Genomic DNA, 18,307 nt, shown 5'->3' on the forward strand with positions numbered 1-18,307 from the left:
GGATTAAGTCGTTAAGAACATGACTTATATTAAGATTTGATCCATGAATCAGCAAACGATCAATTTTCAGCTAATAGGTGATATAAATTCATCAAATCGATGGCTGGTCGCTCAGTGCTCGGAATTTTCCGGGAGGAAAGCCTGACAAACGCTTAAAAAAGCGTGAGAAATATCCTGGATCTTTAAAACCTAAGTCGTAGCTGATCTCTTCTACAGAGCGAACGGTATAGATAAGACTGCGTTTTGCTTCTAGCAAGAGGCGATCATGAGCGAGGTCTATCACGCTTTGATTAAAAGTCATTTTGCAGAGTCGGTTCAATCGGCTGGTGGATGTGCTCAAGGCATCAGCGTATTGATGACTGCTCCAATGGTCGCGAAAGTGTTTTTCAATCAGCTCTTTGAGTTGTTGGGCATCACTTGACTCTGTCTTGTTAGTGTCTTTTATGACGCCATTAGTGTGCTGTCTGTGCAGCAGTAATAAAATGGCTTTAATGAGATATTCGCTCATTAGGCCTCGTCCCTCACGAATAAACGTCGACTCACTTTCAAGCTGCTGTATAAGCGGCCAAAGTTCAGAAAACATGTTTCTATGGCCATTAAAGTCGATATAACAAGCCTGACTGAGTAAGGGCTGGATATATTTTGCGGCTCTTTCTTCATAAGCCCCCTCAAGCAAGGGTTCAGCAATGCTCAGAACTCGTCCATCTGTTTCTGGGGCGAAACGAAAGCCATGCACGACTCCCGCTGGAACGATAATCGCCCAGGCTCCTTGTAACTTTTGTTTTTGATCATCGAGCTGAACTTTTGCCTCACCAGATTTTAAGATCAAAATTTGAAAAAGCTGAGCGTGTCGATGTGGGTTGATTTTCCAACCTAAGTCGCCGCTACGCGATTCTATGTCTTCAATATGGAAAAACTCCGGATCATTGATCCAGCTGGATTCACCATAAAGTCCAAAATGAGGGATGTTAGATTTCTGCATGTTGCTCTTCTTATTTTGTATAAGTTACACAAATGTACTTTTTTAGTTGTTTCTATTCATAAAGCTAAAATGTACAAATAAACCTATAGTTATAGGTTTTTATAAGCAAAAAAAGCCATAAAGTCATTATGAATCGTATTTTAACGACTAATTTTTAAAATCGAATATGATTAAAAAGTACAATTTTTTGATCATAAATCACCTAACGCATTGTCTCTTTATCTTCCATTATGTTGTCACTAGTACGTTGATCATCAAATCAGCGTCGAGAAAATAACAATAAATCGGAGAAAAAGATGAAAACACAAGTCGCGATTATTGGTGCAGGACCATCAGGCTTATTACTTGGTCAGCTGTTAGCCAAGCAAGGTATAGACAATGTCGTCATTGAACGCGTGTCTGGTGAGTATATTCTTGGTCGAATTCGTGCCGGTGTACTTGAGCAGGGTATGACGGATTTGTTGCGCGAAGCTGGTGTTGGTGAGCGTATGGACCGTGAAGGCCAAGTGCACCATGGTGTTGAATTAGCGTTTAACAACAAGCGTGTGCAGATTGAATTAGAAAAACTCACTGGCGGCAGTACGGTGATGGTGTATGGCCAAACTGAAGTGACTCGTGATTTGATGGAAGCTCGCGCAGATGCGGGTTTAACGACTTTCTACGAATCTAGCAATGTGGTTCTGCATGATGTTAAAACCGATACCCCTTATGTCACCTTTGAGCAAAATGGTGAGGAACACAGATTGGATTGCGACTACATCGCGGGTTGTGATGGCTTCCACGGCGTATCACGTCAGACTATTCCTGAGTCTTCTCGTAAAGAGTTTGAGCGCGTTTATCCGTTTGGTTGGTTGGGGGTTTTGTCTGACACGCCACCCGTTAACGACGAATTGATTTACTGTAAAACAGATCGTGGTTTTGCCATGACCAGCATGCGCTCTGCCACTCGCTCTCGTTATTATCTTCAGGTTCCTCTGACTGACAAGGTAGAAGACTGGAGCGATGATGATTTCTGGACAGAACTAAAGCGCCGTCTTCCAGACGATGTTGCGGCTAAATTGGTTACAGGGCCAAGTATCGAAAAAAGCATTGCGCCGTTGCGTTCGTTTGTTTGTGAACCGATGCAATACGGTAACTTATTTTTAGTCGGCGATGCGGCTCACATTGTTCCACCAACTGGTGCAAAAGGTTTGAATCTGGCGGCGTCCGATGTCGCAACCTTAAATAAGGTGCTGACTCGTGTGTATAAGGAAGGTGACAAAGAGTGTATCTCTCAGTATTCAGAGATTTGTTTGCGTCGTGTTTGGCACGGAGAGCGCTTCTCATGGTGGATGACCAGTATGTTGCACGATTTTGGTCAGGGCGATGTGCATGATACTGACGCAGCAACGTATGAGAAGTTTATGAGTTCTGAACTTAACTTCTATACAGACACTGAAGCGGGTCGCCGTATTATTGCGATGCAGTATGTTGGTTTGCCTTATGAAGATCTGGTTTAAGCGATAAAAGCGGTTTTGTAGCAAAAAAAATAGCGGCACTGTAATGTCTATTACGGCCGCTATTTTTTGTTTTAAAGGTGTTTTGTTTTAAAAGTGCTTACTTGGCTTGTTTAGCCGCAACACTTTTTGTATTTCTTATTGCTACCACACGGACATGGGTCGTTACGTTGTGGTGCTTTTTCAACAATTTGAGGCACAGGTTTGTTAAGCGTTACGTCTAAAGACGTAATATCCTCAGGCATCTCACTGTCAATGCGAATCTCTGCAAATAAGCCGTTAGCGGTCAATATAGCGTTTATTTCATTCTCACGCTCGGCGTTCTGTACTTGCAAAATCAGCGGGTTTTCTTCGCTTCCAGATTTCACTTTAGGCTTAGGCTGATAATTGCCTAGGTTATGCTTACCCATGATATCGGGTCTACCACGATAAAAGAATTTTGACACTGGTGTTCCTAATGATATGTAAAACCACTCACAGCGAGTGGCTCAATGCAGCGCAGTCTAACAGAATTTAGAGTGCTTAGCGCGTATCTTTCATGCTACTGAAAGGCGTTAATTCAAGCGAGTTAGCCAAGTAAACATGGCTTCAATCGCTTGGTTTGACCAGTTGTTAGTGGCTTGCTCTTGAGCCTTGTTAATATTCTTGGCAATGCCTCTGGCGCTGACAGTCCAAGACGCAAGGCGGGAACCTGTCGGGTCGATAAGTTCTAATGTACCGTCTTCAAATACATAAAAACGTCCATCTTGCTCTTCACGGTGTTGAGCGGTTCGGCTGTTCAGCTTGAACAAGGAGCCTGCTTTTGGCGTCAGGCCAAAATGCGATAGAGCACTGGCTAGGCTATCCGCTTGTTTGGTGGAGGAAACATCAAAACCATAACTGCTCAGCGCCATATTGAGCCGAGCTTCTATGTCTTGAATCTCAGAGTCGGCTTTGCCTGCTGCTGTGCGAGCGGTTGAATACAGGTTGAGCTCATCTTCATAGGATTTGCGCTGAGCAAAGTACGGGATAAGCTGCATGTAAGTTTGCCAATCTTGTGGCGCGGGATATTTGTCTTCCGTCTTAGTTAACGACGCCGCTTGCTTACGGATGATGTCGTCCGTGTCATTTATGGCGATTTTTAACTTAGCGACAATACGACTGCGATCAATCGATTGCAGTGCATAGACGTAGTTTTTACCGGCAAAGCGTTGCTCATTGACGGCTTGTTCTAGCTCAATAGGCGAAGTTGTTACTTGCGTATAAGCGGTTTGTATCTTTGAAACTTGCTCTCCACCTTGCCCAGATCGTACTTGAGTGTCTTGCGTATTAACCTGACTGACTTGAGTACGAAGTTGCTGGGCGATTTGAACATTGCCGTTTTGTTCGGCTTGAGTAAACGCCAAGGCAATGTTTTCAATGCGCGCTGCGCTGCCGACACCGTACAAGTGTGTGTTGTCCTGAGGCGGAGACGATACCCAATCAGGCATACTGTCTGTCGCCTGATCTGATTTGCTATTAGAACCCAAACAGCCTGTTAAGCTGAGTAATAGACTCGTCACCATGATCCAGTTGAGCGGTGTAGGCAAAGCAGAGAGTTTCATGGTTAAAAGAAGCCTTTATCAGCCAATTTTTTGATTTTCTTCTGACCGTTCCAAACTTCGCGGTTAGTCGTCATATCAATCAACTTAAGGTCAACTTGGTAGAAGCTCACACGTTGATCGCCATTGGAATCAACAATGGAGTTGATGGAGCCAGATAGAGCGAAACCAGCGCCTTGTTCTAAGCCAAATTGCGCCACGGTATCTGGTGCGGCATTGAGTGCTTGTTCTTCGCGTTCGCTGCGTACATCGTCTCGTTCAGCACCAGATACGACAAAATCGACTTTGCCTGCACGTAATAGGCTGCGCTTTATATCGTTAATGAAGGTATCAACAGGAATATGTTCAGAGGTTTTGTTACGGATAGTTTGCACAATAACCGTAGGGTTGCCTTTGTTGCTGAAGTTGTAATCACGGAACCATGGGAAGGTCAGCATATCCCCCATCATTTCTTCTGCTACAAGGCGAGAATCTGTGTCATTCCAACGGTCAGACAACATCACATCGTCATTAATGTCTAGGCGTTTGACGCTGCCAGAACACGCAGTCAATAACACAGCGATTGACAAAATAAAGAGGCTTTTCAGTGACCTAGTTACCCAGGTGGTGTGCTTTTGTACGATCTGAGTGGTGTGCATAGCGTTTTCCTTGCAAGCGTTAATAGAGAATAGATAAGTGTACCCCGTTTAATCGGGATTGCGTAGATTCCACACTTTCATTTCGTTGGCTTTTAAATGAACGTCGCCAAGAAAAAAAGTATTCTGTTTTACCTTATAGGTAGGTGAATATCCCCCCGGCGCTACAGGCTGCCGTGTTAAGCGCACCTGAGCGGGTAGAGTAAGCCAGTTGCGGGTGTCTGCAGCGGAAGACACAAAAATAGCTACCTGGCCGATCAAATTCAACAACAGGCTGGCGCCTTCGTCTTGCACATTGGCGGCCACTTGATAAGCCAGCCAGCTGCGCAAAAGCTCCCTGACCAAACCTTCATAAATGTCTCGTTGAGCCTGCGCTAACTGTTCTTGTAAAGCAATGTCTGCCAAAGAAGCCATGGTAAACGTATCAGACGATGGAAGAGAGGTGGGAGCGTCAGGTTGCGTGCCGTTGACAGACAAGCTTGGCTGATACTTATCCAAGGTAAAGCCTTGATAATAAGGTACCGTAATGCGAAGAGTTTGCTCTGTTAATAATTGATCAAGGTTGATCGCACTTAACTGTTGCCATGCAGGGCGGCCAAGAATGACGCGTTTAGTAAAAATGCCCGAAAATGTCCCCCACGCTCCGCCTGCTTTATAGTTAGCAATCAAGTTGAGTGGGTTGACGTCGGCGTATACCATGGTGAACCAGCGAAAAGCGTCATTGTTTTCTAGGCTTCCTCCGCCATGTAAGGGCTCCAGTACCAGCGAATAGGCGCGGGGGTCTGCGTATAGCAATAATGTCATTTCACTTTTATCTGGAATAAAACCCTGGTGCTCTAACACAATTAACTCGGCATTCTTGTCCTGATATTGCTCTAAGGTCTGTTGCATGGGGGCAGAAAGCTTAGCATCGATTTTTCTCTGAATCTCGTCTTGACGAAAGCCGCTTTTTTGCATCATGCGAATGGTATCCAACCAAGCCCGTTCTGCACTGAGTTCAGGCAATTCGTATTGTTTAGCATACCCATCTTGATACAAGCGGGCGGCTTGTTGATAGCTGATGCGGGCGTCGTCGTATTCGCCACTTATTTCGTATTGCAGGCCTTCCATGTAACGGGCCCAAGCATCATCTCGATAGAGAAACTGATCCGTATCGCGGCCGCCAGTATAAAAGTTGCTCAGCCAGCTTAATGCCTTCATATAAAAGGCTTGGTTTTCTTTAGCATTAAGATCTTGATAAGTGGGTGTTTGAGCTTGGATTTCATTAAGTTTAATGGCGATGCGTCTAACCTCGACTAAGGCTGCATCTTTTAGTTGTTGCTTCTGACTTCGGCCTTCTTCTTGTTCAGCAAGGGCGAGGTAGTTCAACGATTTAAGATAACTTATGTATACACGTTCCAAGCCACTACCACGATAGTTACTTTGTCTTGGATTGGTTAATAACGCCCATGAACGATTTGAAAAGGTGTCTGGGAAGAAGGTATCGCTTAATCTTTCAGCTTGTTCCAATAATGTATTGCTGCGCTCAAAGTCGCCTTGATTTTGGGCAAGAGCGCCCACTTCCATATAATACAGAAGCTTGTCTTGGGGGTTGTCTAAGACGGCTTCGAGCTTTTCCTCAGCGGCTTTCCATTCGCCTTGTTTCGCTAGGCTCAAACCGGCATCGATGTCTTGCTTATATGTGGCACAGCCAGATAAAAAAACCAGACTTAGCAAAAAAATACCCCACTTCACATTACATCCCTTTTTCTAAAAATTGATGAACCACCAACAAGGCAAGTAGCGCAAAACAGCTTAAATACAAAATAAGCCATCGAGCCTTTAAACAGTTTGGGCAAGGTTTTTTTTTCTTTTTCATCGCAGCTTCCATTGATAAGGATAAGAAATGCCGTTTCCATTTTTGCTGAGTTATTATGCAATAAAAAAGGAAGCCTGTGGCTTCCTTTTTAGTAAACAAATCGCCCATTCATCAATTTATATCGTATTAATGGGGTTTTAGCGATAACTCAGATTATTGTGTTGTTTCTGTGTTCGCTTGTTGCTTTTGTAAGCTCTCGATGTAAAGCGCATCGAAGTTGATTGGCGCTAACATGATCGCAGGGTAACTGCCTTTTACAACAATCGCATCGATGTTTTCACGAGCATATGGGAACAATGTTGCAGGGCAGAAAGCACCCAAAGCGTGATGTAATTGCTGATCGTCCAGCCCAGAAATAACAAATAGTCCGCCTTGTTGAATTTGGACTAAATAACCTGTTTCGCCACCGTTTTTTACGGTAACTGTGATTTCTAACACAACTTCGTAAACGCTTTCACCTACTTGACGGCTTTTGGTGTTTAGCTCTAAGCCGACTTCTGGTTTCCACTCTTCTTGGAAAATCATAGGTGAACGAGGTGACTCGAAAGAAATGTCTTTCAAAAACACGCGCTGCATTGACAGCTGTGGTGTTTGTGCTTCTTGTGTTTGTGCTTCTGGTGTTTCAGCTGTATCGGACATTTTTGTTCCTTGTTGGTGTTATTTATTGTAAAAAACGATGATTACACATTACTGGTACTCAGTGGTGACTTAAATGGATAACTCTTTTTTCCTATTAAAGTACTTACTGAGCAAGTAGCGTATCCAATTTCTGTTCACGTTCTAGGGCATACAACTCATCGCAACCGCCGATATGCTGTTCACCGATCCAGATTTGTGGAACAGAAGTACGACCACACTTTTCCGTCATTTCTTGGCGTAATTTACGTTCTGTATCGACGCATATTTCATTGAAGGCGACATTTTTGGATGCCAACAACTGTTTTGCTCTGACACAAAATGGACAGTAATCGCTTGAGTAAATAGTGACAGTGGTCATGGTGTTGTCCCTTATTTTTTAACCAGTGGTAAGCTAGAAGATTGCCATTCAGCAATACCACCTTGAAGTTTGTAGATTTTGCTAAAGCCTGCTTTTTTAAGGTCTTTCGCACTGGCGCCGGATGTGACCCCCGATTTGCATACCACAATTATTGGGGCATTTTTGTGTTTCTCAAGACGGTTAAGATTGTCTTTCATCTTAGTAGCCGGGATATTTAATGACCCTGTAATGTGGCCAGTGCCGAACTCTTTTTCGGGACGGATATCCACCACAACGGCGTTTTCGTTGTTCATTAAGTTAGTGGCGGCTGAAGGGGTCAGTCCTTGAGCACCGCCTTTGCTTTCAACAAAGATCAATGTGGCAAGAATCGCTAAAAAGACAGCGACCATTTCCCAGTGGTTAATAGAAAATTCAATAAGTTGGTTCATCATAATAGTAAGGCCCATGTTTAAACTGCGAGCATTATACACGGCCAGCAGAATCGGTACATACTCTCATAAAGCTTTGCACGACTTGATGCACCACAGGGCTCGAAAGGTCTTTGGCAGAAATAAACAAGACAGGATGGCCAGCAGAAAGGAAAAAGTGGTCGCAAAAAAATAACGAGCCGTTTGGGCTCGTTATTTGCTCGTCGCGTTAGTAAACCATTACTTCGCGTTGGTGGAGTCGAAAATCTTATCGGCATTGCCTTCGATAAAGCTGTCGAACAATTGACCATCTGGCATGACATGACGGCGGGCAAACTCGTAAAAACAGCTTGGGATGGTCTTTTTCTTGCCATCGGAGAAGGTGTAGTCGATTTTGTCAGCCATGGTAGACGATTGTTCAAGGAAGAGTTCCGGTGTGCCTTTTATTAATCCGCCAACTTGGTTCAGGGCATAGCCTTCATTAAGAAGAAGACTGTTTACGTCTTCAATGGTCGGGAGTGTCTTCAAGTGGTTGATGCTGACCGTGAAGTGGTTGGCCTGTAGCCCCATGGTGGATAACCAAGCTGCGTATTCACTGTATTCGGCCAGCACAAGGTATTCCTCTTGCGTAGGGGATTGCCACAATTGACCGGCCCAAAAAATAGCGGGTGTTTGTACTGCATCATCAGGAATCTGCGCGACAAGCTTGCCAATGATTTCTTGACAGTGGGCGGGTAACTCTTCTACCAAGAGTTCAGATAAAAAGATTTTAGGGGCATCAATTTCTGTTTGGTGTTTGTAGCAACGCGCTTTTAGGTGCTTGCTCTCAAAGCGAAAGGCACCGTAGGCTTTATAGCCAATTGCCTCCAGTTGCGGCTCCAATTTTTCCAAAGAAATAGGTGAGTGATTGAAAGTACGAAACGCAACATGGTCGTTTAGCACATCTTCCCCATGATGTTTGAACAATTGTTGTATGCGATGCGCCTGTGGTGTCACTGCGGTGTAGTGGTCCCATAAAGATGTAAAAAAATCGGTTGGTGTCATAAGGTTTCCTGCAATAGTGTTGGATCGATTTTGTTACTTTAGTGCAATGATTAAGCGTAATGCAAAAGGTAAAAACGCACCTTGTGATGCGTAAAAGTTATGTGAGCCTTGTGTCTGATGGGGGGTTGTTCACTAGTAACTGCTGCTTGGCGGTCAAAATAGTGTTGATTAAGTGCGCTGGGAAGCTGCGTTCTTTTTTGTGGGCCAAGCCCACTACGCGCTTTAATTTGACATCATTCAGCGGCCGTAAACATAAGTCGCTGCGGCCTCGGGCGGAATGTTCAGGGATTAATGAGATGCCCAGCCCCGCCGCCACTAAATCCAGCGCGTACTCTTCGGTTTTGACCTGAGCGCGAACATCGGTCGTCAATTCTTGTTTTTGCATTAAATAATTCCATGATTCCAAAATGTCGCATGGCGTTCTAGAAATGAAGGGCTGTTTATCGATTTGTTTAATGGACAGGGAGGCAAAATCGGCCAACCAATGATCCAACGGCATAGCGATGACATAGTCATCCTCCCAAAGCGGATAGAATACATCCTCGTCTGTGGCATAGCGTTGGCAGGTGAAGCGCAAGTCGGCACTTTCTGATTCGTCGACCAGCTTTAAGGTCAGTCCGCTTACTTCATCTAGCATGGTTTTGATCACTTGGCTGATCAAGGCCCCTGATAAAAAAGGGGTCAATGAAATGGACAGGGCCAGTGGTGTGAGGGTGTCGGTAAACAGGCTGCGCATGGCGCTGAGATCGCTGACCATTTTACAAGCATGGGGATACAGCTGAGAACCGCTGTCGGTCGGAGAAACGCCTTTTGAATGGCGCAAAAATAGCTTGGTGCCAAGGTCGTCTTCGAGTTGCGCAATGGTGGTTGAGATGGATGGCTGTGCCACAAAGCAGCGTTTTGCAGCGGCGCTTAGGCTGCGTTCTTCGTATACGGCAATAAAGTAACGTAATGATCGAATATCCATCGGTATGCTCTTTTAAAAGGCGGCTCTTTTAAAGATTATTTTTTAGCTCCTTTCTAATATACCTATAGAGACATTATCTAGCTATAGGTAAAAACTAGACCACTAGCAGGAAAACGGTATTTCTCATTCTGGTCTGGGCTGGTTATGGTGATGGAAGTTACATTTATACATACATAAATTTTAGAGGTCCACATGTCACTTACTTGCTTAGAAACATTGGGTGTAAATACCCTGAAACAAGGCGATACGTTTTACAGTGTATTAACCGGCAATACGCTTGCGCTGGGAGAAGGAAGTGCTTTTTCTGCCCACAGCCCAATCGACGGAGCGGTATTATCGACGTTCAACAATGCGACGCCAGCACAGCTTGAACAGGTAAATACTGAGCTACAAGCGGCTTTTAAAGCGTTGCGCATTATTCCGGCGCCACGCCGCGGTGAGTTGGTTCGTCGCATTGGTGACGAAGCGCGTAAATACAAACATGAATTGGCGCAAGTGATTTCCCTCGAAGCAGGTAAAATCTTGCCTGAAGCGCTTGGTGAAGTGCAAGAGTGGATTGATGTGTGTGACTTCGCTGTCGGCCAATCACGAATGTTGCATGGTTTGTCTATTGTATCGGAGCGTCCAGGTCATCGAATGATGGAACAGTGGCAGCCACTGGGCCCTGTTGCTGTGATTACCGCATTTAACTTTCCTATGGCCGTGTGGGCTTGGAACACTATGCTGGGGCTAGTCTGTGGCGATCCTGTATTGCTTAAACCGTCTGAAAAAGCGCCTTTGTGTGCCTTGGCGATGTATCGAATCGCGCAAAACGTCATTGCTGATATGCCAGATATCCCAAAAGCCGCGGTGTCTGTGATGATTGGGGACCGTGAATTGGGTGAGGCGATTGCGGCAAGCGAGACCTTCCCGCTGGTTTCGGCGACAGGGTCGACAGCCATGGGGCGTGAGGTGGCGAAAACCGTTGCGGGTCGCTTAGGTCGTTCTTTGTTAGAGCTTGGCGGTAATAATGCCATGATAGTGTCTGACACGGCCGATCTTGATCTTGCACTGCGAGCGATTGTGTTCTCTGCTGCCGGCACCGCAGGTCAGCGTTGCACAACATTACGTCGTCTGATTACCCATGAATCTATCGTGGATGGTTTGGTTGAGCGTTTGGCGAAATCGTATGGTTCTCTTCGTGTGGGTAGCCCAATGGTCGAAGGCAACCTTGTCGGCCCACTCATCGATGAAGGCAGCTTTAACCGTATGCAAGCGGCCCTAAACACGGCAAAGCAGCAAGGCGGCGAGATTATTTGTGGTGGTGAACGTGTGACGGAAGGCGTGCCTGCTGGTGGCTTTTACGTAAAACCTGCAATTGTCCGCATCGCTCACGATGCGCCCATTGTTCATGAGGAAACCTTCGCGCCCATTTTGTATGTGTTGACTTATTCAACCTTTGAAGAAGCCATAGAGATTCAAAACGAAGTGCCACAAGGTTTGTCTTCTGCGGTATTCACCGAAAGTTTGCGCGAAGCGGAACTCTTTATGTCTCCAGCGGGGTCTGACTGTGGTATTGCTAACGTTAATATCGGTACGTCTGGCGCAGAAATTGGCGGTGCGTTCGGTGGTGAAAAAGATACGGGTGGCGGTCGAGAGTCGGGCTCGGATGCATGGAGAAACTACATGCGTCGTACCACCAATACGGTGAACTACGGTGGTGACTTGCCATTAGCGCAAGGCATTGTGTTCGAATAAATTTTTCTTTGAACCATTCAATAGGCGAGCTTTCACTCGCCTATTAACGTTTTCATTTGCTTCCTTGTGAGGTCGTCTTATGCCTGAAAAAATCTGTCAATCGTTATGGCGTGACAGTGCGCCTGCTGGGCCCGTATTAACGCCATTAGAAGGGCGTTTAGAGGTTGATGTGGTGATTGTAGGTGCTGGGTTTACAGGACTTTCGGCGGCTTTGCATCTGGCCAAGCTCGGTGTGTCTGTCGCTGTTGTGGAAGCCCAAGAAGTGGGCTTTGGTGGCTCCGGGCGTAATGTGGGGTTAGCGAATGCTGGGGTTTGGTTAGAGCCAGATCAGCTTGATAAAGCCATTGGCCCTGACGCGGGTAAAGTGATGTATGAGGCGTTGGCGGCGGCACCAGAGTGTGTCTACAGCCTAATAAAAGAATACGACATTCAGTGTGAGCCAGTGCGCCATGGCACCTTGCATGCGGGGGTGGGCAAAACAGGCTTAGCGCAATTGCAGCGTCGCTACGAGCAAATGGCAAGACGCGGCGCGCCCGTTCAACTATTGGATGCCGCGGAAGCACAGGCTCGTATTGGCTCAAATAAGTTCAATTCCGCTTTATTTGATCCAAGAGCAGGTACGATTCAGCCTTTGGCTTACGCGCGAGGACTTGCCCATGCGGCTATCAAAGAAGGCGCTAAGCTATTTGATTACTCACCTGTGAGTAAGATTGAACCAGCCGAAGATGGCTGGGTTTTGCACACAGAAAAAGGCCAGGTGCATGCCGAAAAAGTGATTCTCGCGACCAATGCGTACAGTGAATTTGGCGTCAAAGAGCAAGCACGTAAGTTTGTGCCCATCTTTTATTCTCAGCTGGCCACTAAGCCTTTAACGGAGGCGCAATTGGCGAGCATTCTGCCGAATAAAGAAGGTGTTTGGGACACCTGTACCGTGATGAGCTCTTTTCGCTTAGATAAACAAGGGCGTTTAGTGTTTGGTGGTATGGGAGGCGAAGGCGGTGTGTTGTCGAAATGGGCATCACAACGGGTTACCGAGATGTTTCCTATTTTAAGCAAGGTGGAATGGGATTATTGCTGGACGGGGAAAATTGCCTACAGCGAGGATCATTTGCCTCACTGTCAGCAGCTGCAAAGGGGGTTGTTTAGTGTGGCCGGTTACAGTGGGCGCGGTATTGGGCCAGGGACAGTGGTCGGAGCGGAATTGGCGCAGTGGCTGTCAGGGCAAAGAGAAAGCTTGTCGATTCCCACCACCTTGCTAAGGGATATCTCCTTTCGCGAGCTAAAGCGTCTGTTTTATGAAGTGGGTGCACAAACTTATCACCTGGGTCAGCAGTCTCACGCTTTGGAGTAGTTTGATAGCAGAGTATCTTTACTGCGATAAATTGTTCACTCAAAACGCATCTTAATGGTGCGTTTTTCGTTTTACTGGTTGGGAATACATCTGATATAGGATACAGTTATTACCTTCTTGTTTTTACTTTCGTTTTTTGCCTTTTTTTATGTGAATGAGTAACGCCTGTATGCGCCGTTATATCCCATCGTCTACTGCACTAAAATGTTTTGAAGCATCCGTTCGGCATCTTAGCTTTACCAAAGCCGCGGAAGAGTTGCATCTTACGCAAAGCGCGGTAAGCCGTCAGATTCGTAATCTTGAAGAGTTTTTATCGCGGGATTTATTTATTCGTCTTAACAAGCGCTTGGTGCTAACGGGGACTGGAGCGGCTTATTACAAAGAAGTGGTGCCGTTATTGGATGGTATGGAAAACGCCTGTTTGCGCATGTTGCACCGCGAAGATGAAAAAACCACTCTGACCATATCGGCCTTGCCGACCTTGGCGTCTTATTGGTTGATGCCTCTACTAGCCGAATTTCAACTGGCTCATCCTCAGTTTCAGATCAAAGTACGTTCGCTGGACGATGCTGCTAAGATAGATCCAGACAGCATTGATGTGATCTTGCATTATGGTGGTGATCATTGGCCGCGAGCGATTTCCCATCAGCTGATGCGTGAAAATGTCGTAGCGGTCTGTTCTCCTGAGTTATTAAAACGTGTGGCAGATAAGCCCATAGATGAGTGGCAAGTGGAAGAGGTCATCGCGTTTCCATTCTTGCACTTGTCGTCGCGAATCAATGCATGGCCAGATTGGATGGCCGCACAAGGACTCGAAAGTGGCTCTTTTGCGGGCGCTTCGTTTGCGCATTTTCATATGCTACTAGAAGCGGCAAAAAATAGCATGGGCGTTGCCATTATGCCCAGTATTCTTGCGGCTCGTAGTCTTCGAAGTTATGAGCTCGTGGCGCCTTTTGGCACACCCGTAATCACACCCCACGAATATCTTTTGTCTTATCCCATGGACAAAGCCGATCTTGAACAAGTGGTCATTTTTCGGGATTGGTTATTAGCAAACCGTGATCAAACCGCCTTTAATCATTCGTAACCGCACCTATAGTGATCCGCAATATTCTTGATAATCAGTAAAATTAATAGCCTGAATAGGGGCGCTGGTCTGTAACAAAATTACAAGCCTGTGATAGTATCGAGTGATACTCATGAACAATTTACGGGATAGATTACCATGAACAAAAAAACCACAGCTCTCTTTATCCTCGATGGATGGGGCTACAGCGAAACCTCTACATCCAATGCCATTGCCGCTGCTAACACGCCTAATTGGGACGCGCTTTGGAAAACACAACCGCATGCTTTAATCAAAACCTCTGGTCTGGCGGTCGGGTTACCTGAAGGTCAAATGGGTAACTCTGAAGTAGGTCACATGAATTTGGGTGCGGGTCGTGTGGTGTATCAAAACTTCACACGCATTGGTAAAGCCATTGAAGACGGTTCTTTCTTTGAGAATGCTGCTCTAGTAACAGCGGTAGACAAAGCGGTTGCGGCAGAAAAAGCGGTCCATATTTTAGGATTGTTGTCTGATGGTGGTGTTCACAGTCACCATGAACAAATCATGGCCATGTGCGAATTGGCGGTAAAACGTGGGGCAAAAGCGGTTTATGTGCATGGTTTTACAGACGGACGTGATACACCTCCGCGTTCGGCGAAAACCCCGACGGCCGAGCTAGAAGCCACATTAGCGGAATTGGGCGTAGGTAAAATTGCGACTTTAACAGGTCGTTATTATGCCATGGATCGCGACAATCGTTGGGATCGAGTGCAAACCGCCTATGATGCCATTGTATTAGGACAAGGTCAGCACGCTGATAGTGCAGAGCAAGCCATTCAAGCCGCTTATGATCGTGACGAAAATGACGAATTTGTGAAGGCGACCGTTATTGGAGAACCCGTGCCAGTGCAAGACGGCGACGCGATGATTTTTGCTAACTTCCGTCCGGATCGTGCGCGTCAAATAACACGTGCGTTCACAGACCCCGACTTCGACGGTTTCGAGCGTGCGATTTATCCAGAGCTCGCTTCCTTTGTCACCTTCACCGAATACGCTTCTGACATCAAAGCTGAGGTAGCTTTTCCGCCAGTGGCGCTCACCAATACCTTGGGTGAAGTGCTGTCAAAACACGGTAAAAAGCAGTTGCGCATTGCAGAAACGGAAAAATACGCGCATGTGACTTTCTTTTTTAATGGGGGGGAAGAGGCCTTGTTTGATGGCGAAGAACGCGAGTTGATTCCGTCGCCGAATGTAGCCACTTACGACTTAAAACCAGAAATGAGTGCGCCAGAAGTCACTGACAAGCTTGTTGAAGTGATCGAAGCGGGTAAGTATGACACTATTATTTGCAACTTTGCCAACGGCGACATGGTAGGGCACAGTGGGATTTTCGAAGCCGCAGTAAAAGCCGTCGAAGCAGTGGATGTTTGCCTGGGTCGAATCATTGAGGCATTAAAAGTCAATGGTGGCCAGTGTTTGATTACCGCTGACCACGGTAACGTCGAGCAAATGCTTAGTGAAGATGGTTCCCAGCCTCTAACCTCCCATACCATTGGTCCTGTGCCCTTGGTGCTGTTTTCTCCGACCCAAGGTTTAGGCATAAAAGAAGGGGCTTTGTGTGACCTTGCGCCGACTTTATTGGATATGATGGGTATGGAAAAACCGTCAGAAATGACAGGTGTGAGCTTGCTAACACGGGCATGAGGCAGGGATGACGGTATTATTTCGTAGTCTTTTTTTGTGTTTTTTTCTGCTGTCCAGCTTAAGCTGGGCAGCAGGCGAACCGCAAACGCCAGAAGAGGCAAGACAACAAATTCAAGCCTTACAAAAAGATCTGCAAAAGCTAAATGGCTGGTTAAAAGATCTTAAGTCAGAGCGTTCTGATGTAGAAAAACAACTCGAAGTGAAAGAGAAAGACATTCAAGAGTTGCTAAAAAAAATTCAGAACATTCAAGAAAGTTTGGCCAAAGGTGACCAGCAGCTGGGAGAGTTAAGAGTCCAGCAGAGATCTCTGCAGTTGAGCATTCAACAACAAAACAAACAAATAGCCGCCCAATTAAGGGCGGTTTATCGTTCCGGTCAGGAAGAAAGTGTCAAACTTTTACTCAATGGCAATAGCGCGGAAGAAGCGCAGCGTTTGGTGCAATACAATCGTTATTTTTCGATTGCGAGGCAGTCGTTAATCAACGGCTTTGCGAATGAAGTGAACGATTTAGATATGGTCGAAAAAAGTATTCGCAGTCATCGTGCTCAACAAGCCAAAGAAGAAAACCAGTTAAAAGAAGAACGCAGTCGTCTCTTGAGTCAACAAACAGAGCGTCGTAGCCTATTATCTAAACTAGATAAAGAGCTGGCTCAGGGTAACAAGCGTTCCACTCAGCTACGCCAAGATCAACAAAATTTACAAGACATGCTGCAGCGTCTAGAAGAAGCTCTCGCCGACATACAAATACCCGATCAAGATGTGCCTTTTTCTTCTCAGCGCGGTCAATTAGTACGCCCGTTGAATGTGATTGATGCTTTGCCAACGGCTGGCAGCATTAATCTTGGTGGCGTCACATTACGAGCCAAGGAAGGCGAAGCCGTTCGCGCTATTTTTTCGGGGCGCGTGGTGTTTTCTGATTGGATGCGGGGGTTTGGTTTTCTACTTATTTTAGACCATGGTGACGGCTATATGTCATTATACGGTTACAATCAAAGCCTATTGAAAGAAGTCGGGGAATGGGTGTCCCCAAATGAACGAATTGCGATGGCGGGCAGTTCAGGTGGACGGCCTGACGCCGCATTGTTTTTTGCTATTCGACATAACGGTACGCCACTTAAACCTCTTGCTTGGGTAAACGCAGGATAATAGTCGCTTTTTAAGAGCGAGAGAAACACAACCGTAACAGGAAGCTCCATGCCTCATTTTTTGCAAAAATCTTTCGTGGTTTTGTTAGTGGCTCTGCTAGCACAGCCAGCTTTGGCGGCAGAAACGCCTTCTTCATCTAAACTGCCATATGTGGAAATTCAATCCTTTGTGGAAACCTTCGAGACCATTCGCGAGGGTTATGTTGAATCCATGTCGGATGAAGATATTTTGCGTAATGCATTAAAAGGCATGGCGTCAGGTCTTGATCCGCATTCAGAATATTTTACCAAGCAAGAGCTGGCAGACTTTAATGAGCTAACATCGGGAAGCTATGCGGGAATTGGCGTGGAAGTTGAGATGAAAGACAAACGTCTTATCGTAGTAACGCCCATTGATGGCTCTGTGGCCGCTGAAGCGGGTATTTTGCCTGGCGATGTCATCATTAAAATAGACAACACCGTAATCATGGGGCTTGGTATGCAAGATATTGTCACCTTGATGCGAGGGGAAATTGGCTCGACAGTAGAACTGGATATAGAGAGAGATGGGGAAATCCAACACTACGAGCTGACCCGTCAGCTGGTAGAAGAAGCCAGTGTGACTCAGAAATGGCTGGATTCTGGTATCGCCTATATTCGCATCAGTCAGTTTCAGAGTGGCAGTGACCTTGAATTTTATACAGTGATCGATACGCTTAAAGCCGAAAGTGACATACGAGGTGTCGTGTTGGATTTAAGAAACAACCCCGGAGGTGTGTTGCAAAGTGCCGTTGGCGTAGCTGATGCTTTTATTGATCAAGGCATGATTGTTTATACCGATGGCCGTCATGAAATGTCGAAGAGTGAGTTTAAAGCAACCAAGAAAAATACTCGGCTAGGTCATCTTCCGGTAGTTGTTCTAGTGAACGAAGGGTCAGCATCCGCTTCTGAAATCGTGGCAGGCGCGCTGCAAGATCACCAACGAGCGGTGATTTTAGGCATCGAAACGTTTGGTAAGGGATCGGTACAAACTGTGGTGCCTTTATCAAATGGAGATGCGGTAAAATTGACCACTGCGCTGTATTACACCCCGAAAGGGCGTTCAATTCAGGCTCAAGGCATCACTCCAGACTTAATTGTGCCACAGGCAAAGTTAACGTTTGAAAAAGGGGCTTTTTTTGTCAAAGAAGCCGAATTAAAAGGGCACCTTGGCAATGGTTCTGGTGGTATTGAGCGGACTAGCATGGATGTTCAGGCGGATATTAATGAGCTAGCAAAGCAAGATTTTCAGCTGTTCCAAGCATTAACCATTCTGAAAACGCTTCCTAAACTAGTAAAGCAGCCGTGATGAAAAAGTTGTGAATAAGGTATGGGTC

17 protein-coding genes are annotated in these 18,307 nt (G+C 46.0%); 7 read left to right on the forward strand and 10 right to left on the reverse strand.

The window, feature by feature from the left end; genetic code table 11:
• Nucleotides 1-91: 91 nt before the first annotated feature.
• Nucleotides 92-982: a helix-turn-helix domain-containing protein gene (locus tag EBI00_RS00120; protein ID WP_123093901.1), complete on the reverse strand. Its 891-nt coding sequence runs from the start codon at nt 980-982 to the stop codon at nt 92-94.
• Nucleotides 983-1,278: 296 nt separating this feature from the next.
• Here EBI00_RS00120 and pobA point away from each other — a divergent pair, with 296 nt between their 5' ends.
• Nucleotides 1,279-2,481, forward strand: a complete 1,203-nt coding sequence (gene pobA, locus EBI00_RS00125; protein ID WP_123093903.1) for a 4-hydroxybenzoate 3-monooxygenase — start codon at nt 1,279-1,281, stop codon at nt 2,479-2,481.
• Between the two features lie 110 nt (nt 2,482-2,591).
• On the opposite strand, the gene EBI00_RS00130 is transcribed toward pobA, so the two are convergent.
• The 9 genes from EBI00_RS00130 to EBI00_RS00170 all read right to left on the reverse strand — a co-directional run bounded on the left by EBI00_RS00130 (nt 2,592) and on the right by EBI00_RS00170 (nt 9,966).
• Nucleotides 2,592-2,924, reverse strand: coding sequence for a PBPRA1643 family SWIM/SEC-C metal-binding motif protein (locus EBI00_RS00130; protein ID WP_123093905.1), 333 nt, complete (start codon nt 2,922-2,924; stop codon nt 2,592-2,594).
• 108 nt (nt 2,925-3,032) lie between these two features.
• Nucleotides 3,033-4,061 (reverse strand): LPP20 family lipoprotein, encoded by a 1,029-nt coding sequence (locus EBI00_RS00135; RefSeq protein ID WP_123093907.1) that lies wholly within the window; start codon nt 4,059-4,061, stop codon nt 3,033-3,035.
• A gap of 2 nt (nt 4,062-4,063) precedes the next feature.
• Nucleotides 4,064-4,696, reverse strand: a complete 633-nt coding sequence (locus EBI00_RS00140) for a penicillin-binding protein activator LpoB (protein WP_123093909.1) — start codon at nt 4,694-4,696, stop codon at nt 4,064-4,066.
• Nucleotides 4,697-4,744: 48 nt separating this feature from the next.
• Nucleotides 4,745-6,427: a COG3014 family protein gene (locus EBI00_RS00145; RefSeq protein WP_123093911.1), complete on the reverse strand. Its 1,683-nt coding sequence runs from the start codon at nt 6,425-6,427 to the stop codon at nt 4,745-4,747.
• A gap of 277 nt (nt 6,428-6,704) precedes the next feature.
• Nucleotides 6,705-7,190 carry a protein-export chaperone SecB gene (gene secB / locus EBI00_RS00150; RefSeq protein ID WP_123093913.1) on the reverse strand — a complete coding sequence of 162 codons (486 nt, stop codon included), beginning with the start codon at nt 7,188-7,190 and terminating at the stop codon, nt 6,705-6,707.
• Nucleotides 7,191-7,293: 103 nt separating this feature from the next.
• Nucleotides 7,294-7,548 (reverse strand): glutaredoxin 3, encoded by a 255-nt coding sequence (gene grxC, locus EBI00_RS00155; protein WP_123093915.1) that lies wholly within the window; start codon nt 7,546-7,548, stop codon nt 7,294-7,296.
• An 11-nt stretch (nt 7,549-7,559) separates the two neighbouring features.
• Nucleotides 7,560-7,979, reverse strand: a complete 420-nt coding sequence (locus EBI00_RS00160; protein WP_241556905.1) for a rhodanese-like domain-containing protein — start codon at nt 7,977-7,979, stop codon at nt 7,560-7,562.
• Nucleotides 7,980-8,195: 216 nt separating this feature from the next.
• Nucleotides 8,196-8,999, reverse strand: coding sequence for a DUF1338 domain-containing protein (locus tag EBI00_RS00165; protein ID WP_123093917.1), 804 nt, complete (start codon nt 8,997-8,999; stop codon nt 8,196-8,198).
• A gap of 97 nt (nt 9,000-9,096) precedes the next feature.
• Nucleotides 9,097-9,966, reverse strand: coding sequence for a LysR family transcriptional regulator (locus EBI00_RS00170; RefSeq protein ID WP_123093918.1), 870 nt, complete (start codon nt 9,964-9,966; stop codon nt 9,097-9,099).
• Nucleotides 9,967-10,158: 192 nt separating this feature from the next.
• On the opposite strand from EBI00_RS00170, the gene amaB reads away from it, so the two are divergent.
• The 6 genes from amaB (at nt 10,159) to EBI00_RS00200 (ending at nt 18,279) form a co-directional block, all read left to right on the forward strand.
• On the forward strand, nt 10,159-11,703 hold the full coding sequence (gene amaB / locus EBI00_RS00175; protein ID WP_123093919.1) for an L-piperidine-6-carboxylate dehydrogenase: 1,545 nt from the start codon (nt 10,159-10,161) through the stop codon (nt 11,701-11,703).
• A gap of 79 nt (nt 11,704-11,782) precedes the next feature.
• Nucleotides 11,783-13,054 (forward strand): NAD(P)/FAD-dependent oxidoreductase, encoded by a 1,272-nt coding sequence (locus EBI00_RS00180; RefSeq protein WP_123093920.1) that lies wholly within the window; start codon nt 11,783-11,785, stop codon nt 13,052-13,054.
• A gap of 169 nt (nt 13,055-13,223) precedes the next feature.
• Nucleotides 13,224-14,141, forward strand: a complete 918-nt coding sequence (locus EBI00_RS00185) for a LysR substrate-binding domain-containing protein (RefSeq protein WP_123093921.1) — start codon at nt 13,224-13,226, stop codon at nt 14,139-14,141.
• A gap of 138 nt (nt 14,142-14,279) precedes the next feature.
• The gene (gpmI, locus tag EBI00_RS00190) at nt 14,280-15,806 is read left to right on the forward strand and encodes a 2,3-bisphosphoglycerate-independent phosphoglycerate mutase (RefSeq protein ID WP_123093922.1); all 1,527 of its coding nucleotides are present in this window, start codon (nt 14,280-14,282) and stop codon (nt 15,804-15,806) included.
• A gap of 7 nt (nt 15,807-15,813) precedes the next feature.
• Nucleotides 15,814-16,953: a murein hydrolase activator EnvC family protein gene (locus tag EBI00_RS00195; protein ID WP_123093923.1), complete on the forward strand. Its 1,140-nt coding sequence runs from the start codon at nt 15,814-15,816 to the stop codon at nt 16,951-16,953.
• A 48-nt stretch (nt 16,954-17,001) separates the two neighbouring features.
• Entirely contained in the window at nt 17,002-18,279 is a 1,278-nt protein-coding gene (locus EBI00_RS00200) for a S41 family peptidase (protein ID WP_123093924.1), read from the forward strand.
• Nucleotides 18,280-18,307: the final 28 nt, after the last annotated feature.

Source organism: Marinomonas hwangdonensis, from assembly GCF_003721245.1.
Lineage (GTDB): Bacteria > Pseudomonadota > Gammaproteobacteria > Pseudomonadales > Marinomonadaceae > Marinomonas > Marinomonas hwangdonensis.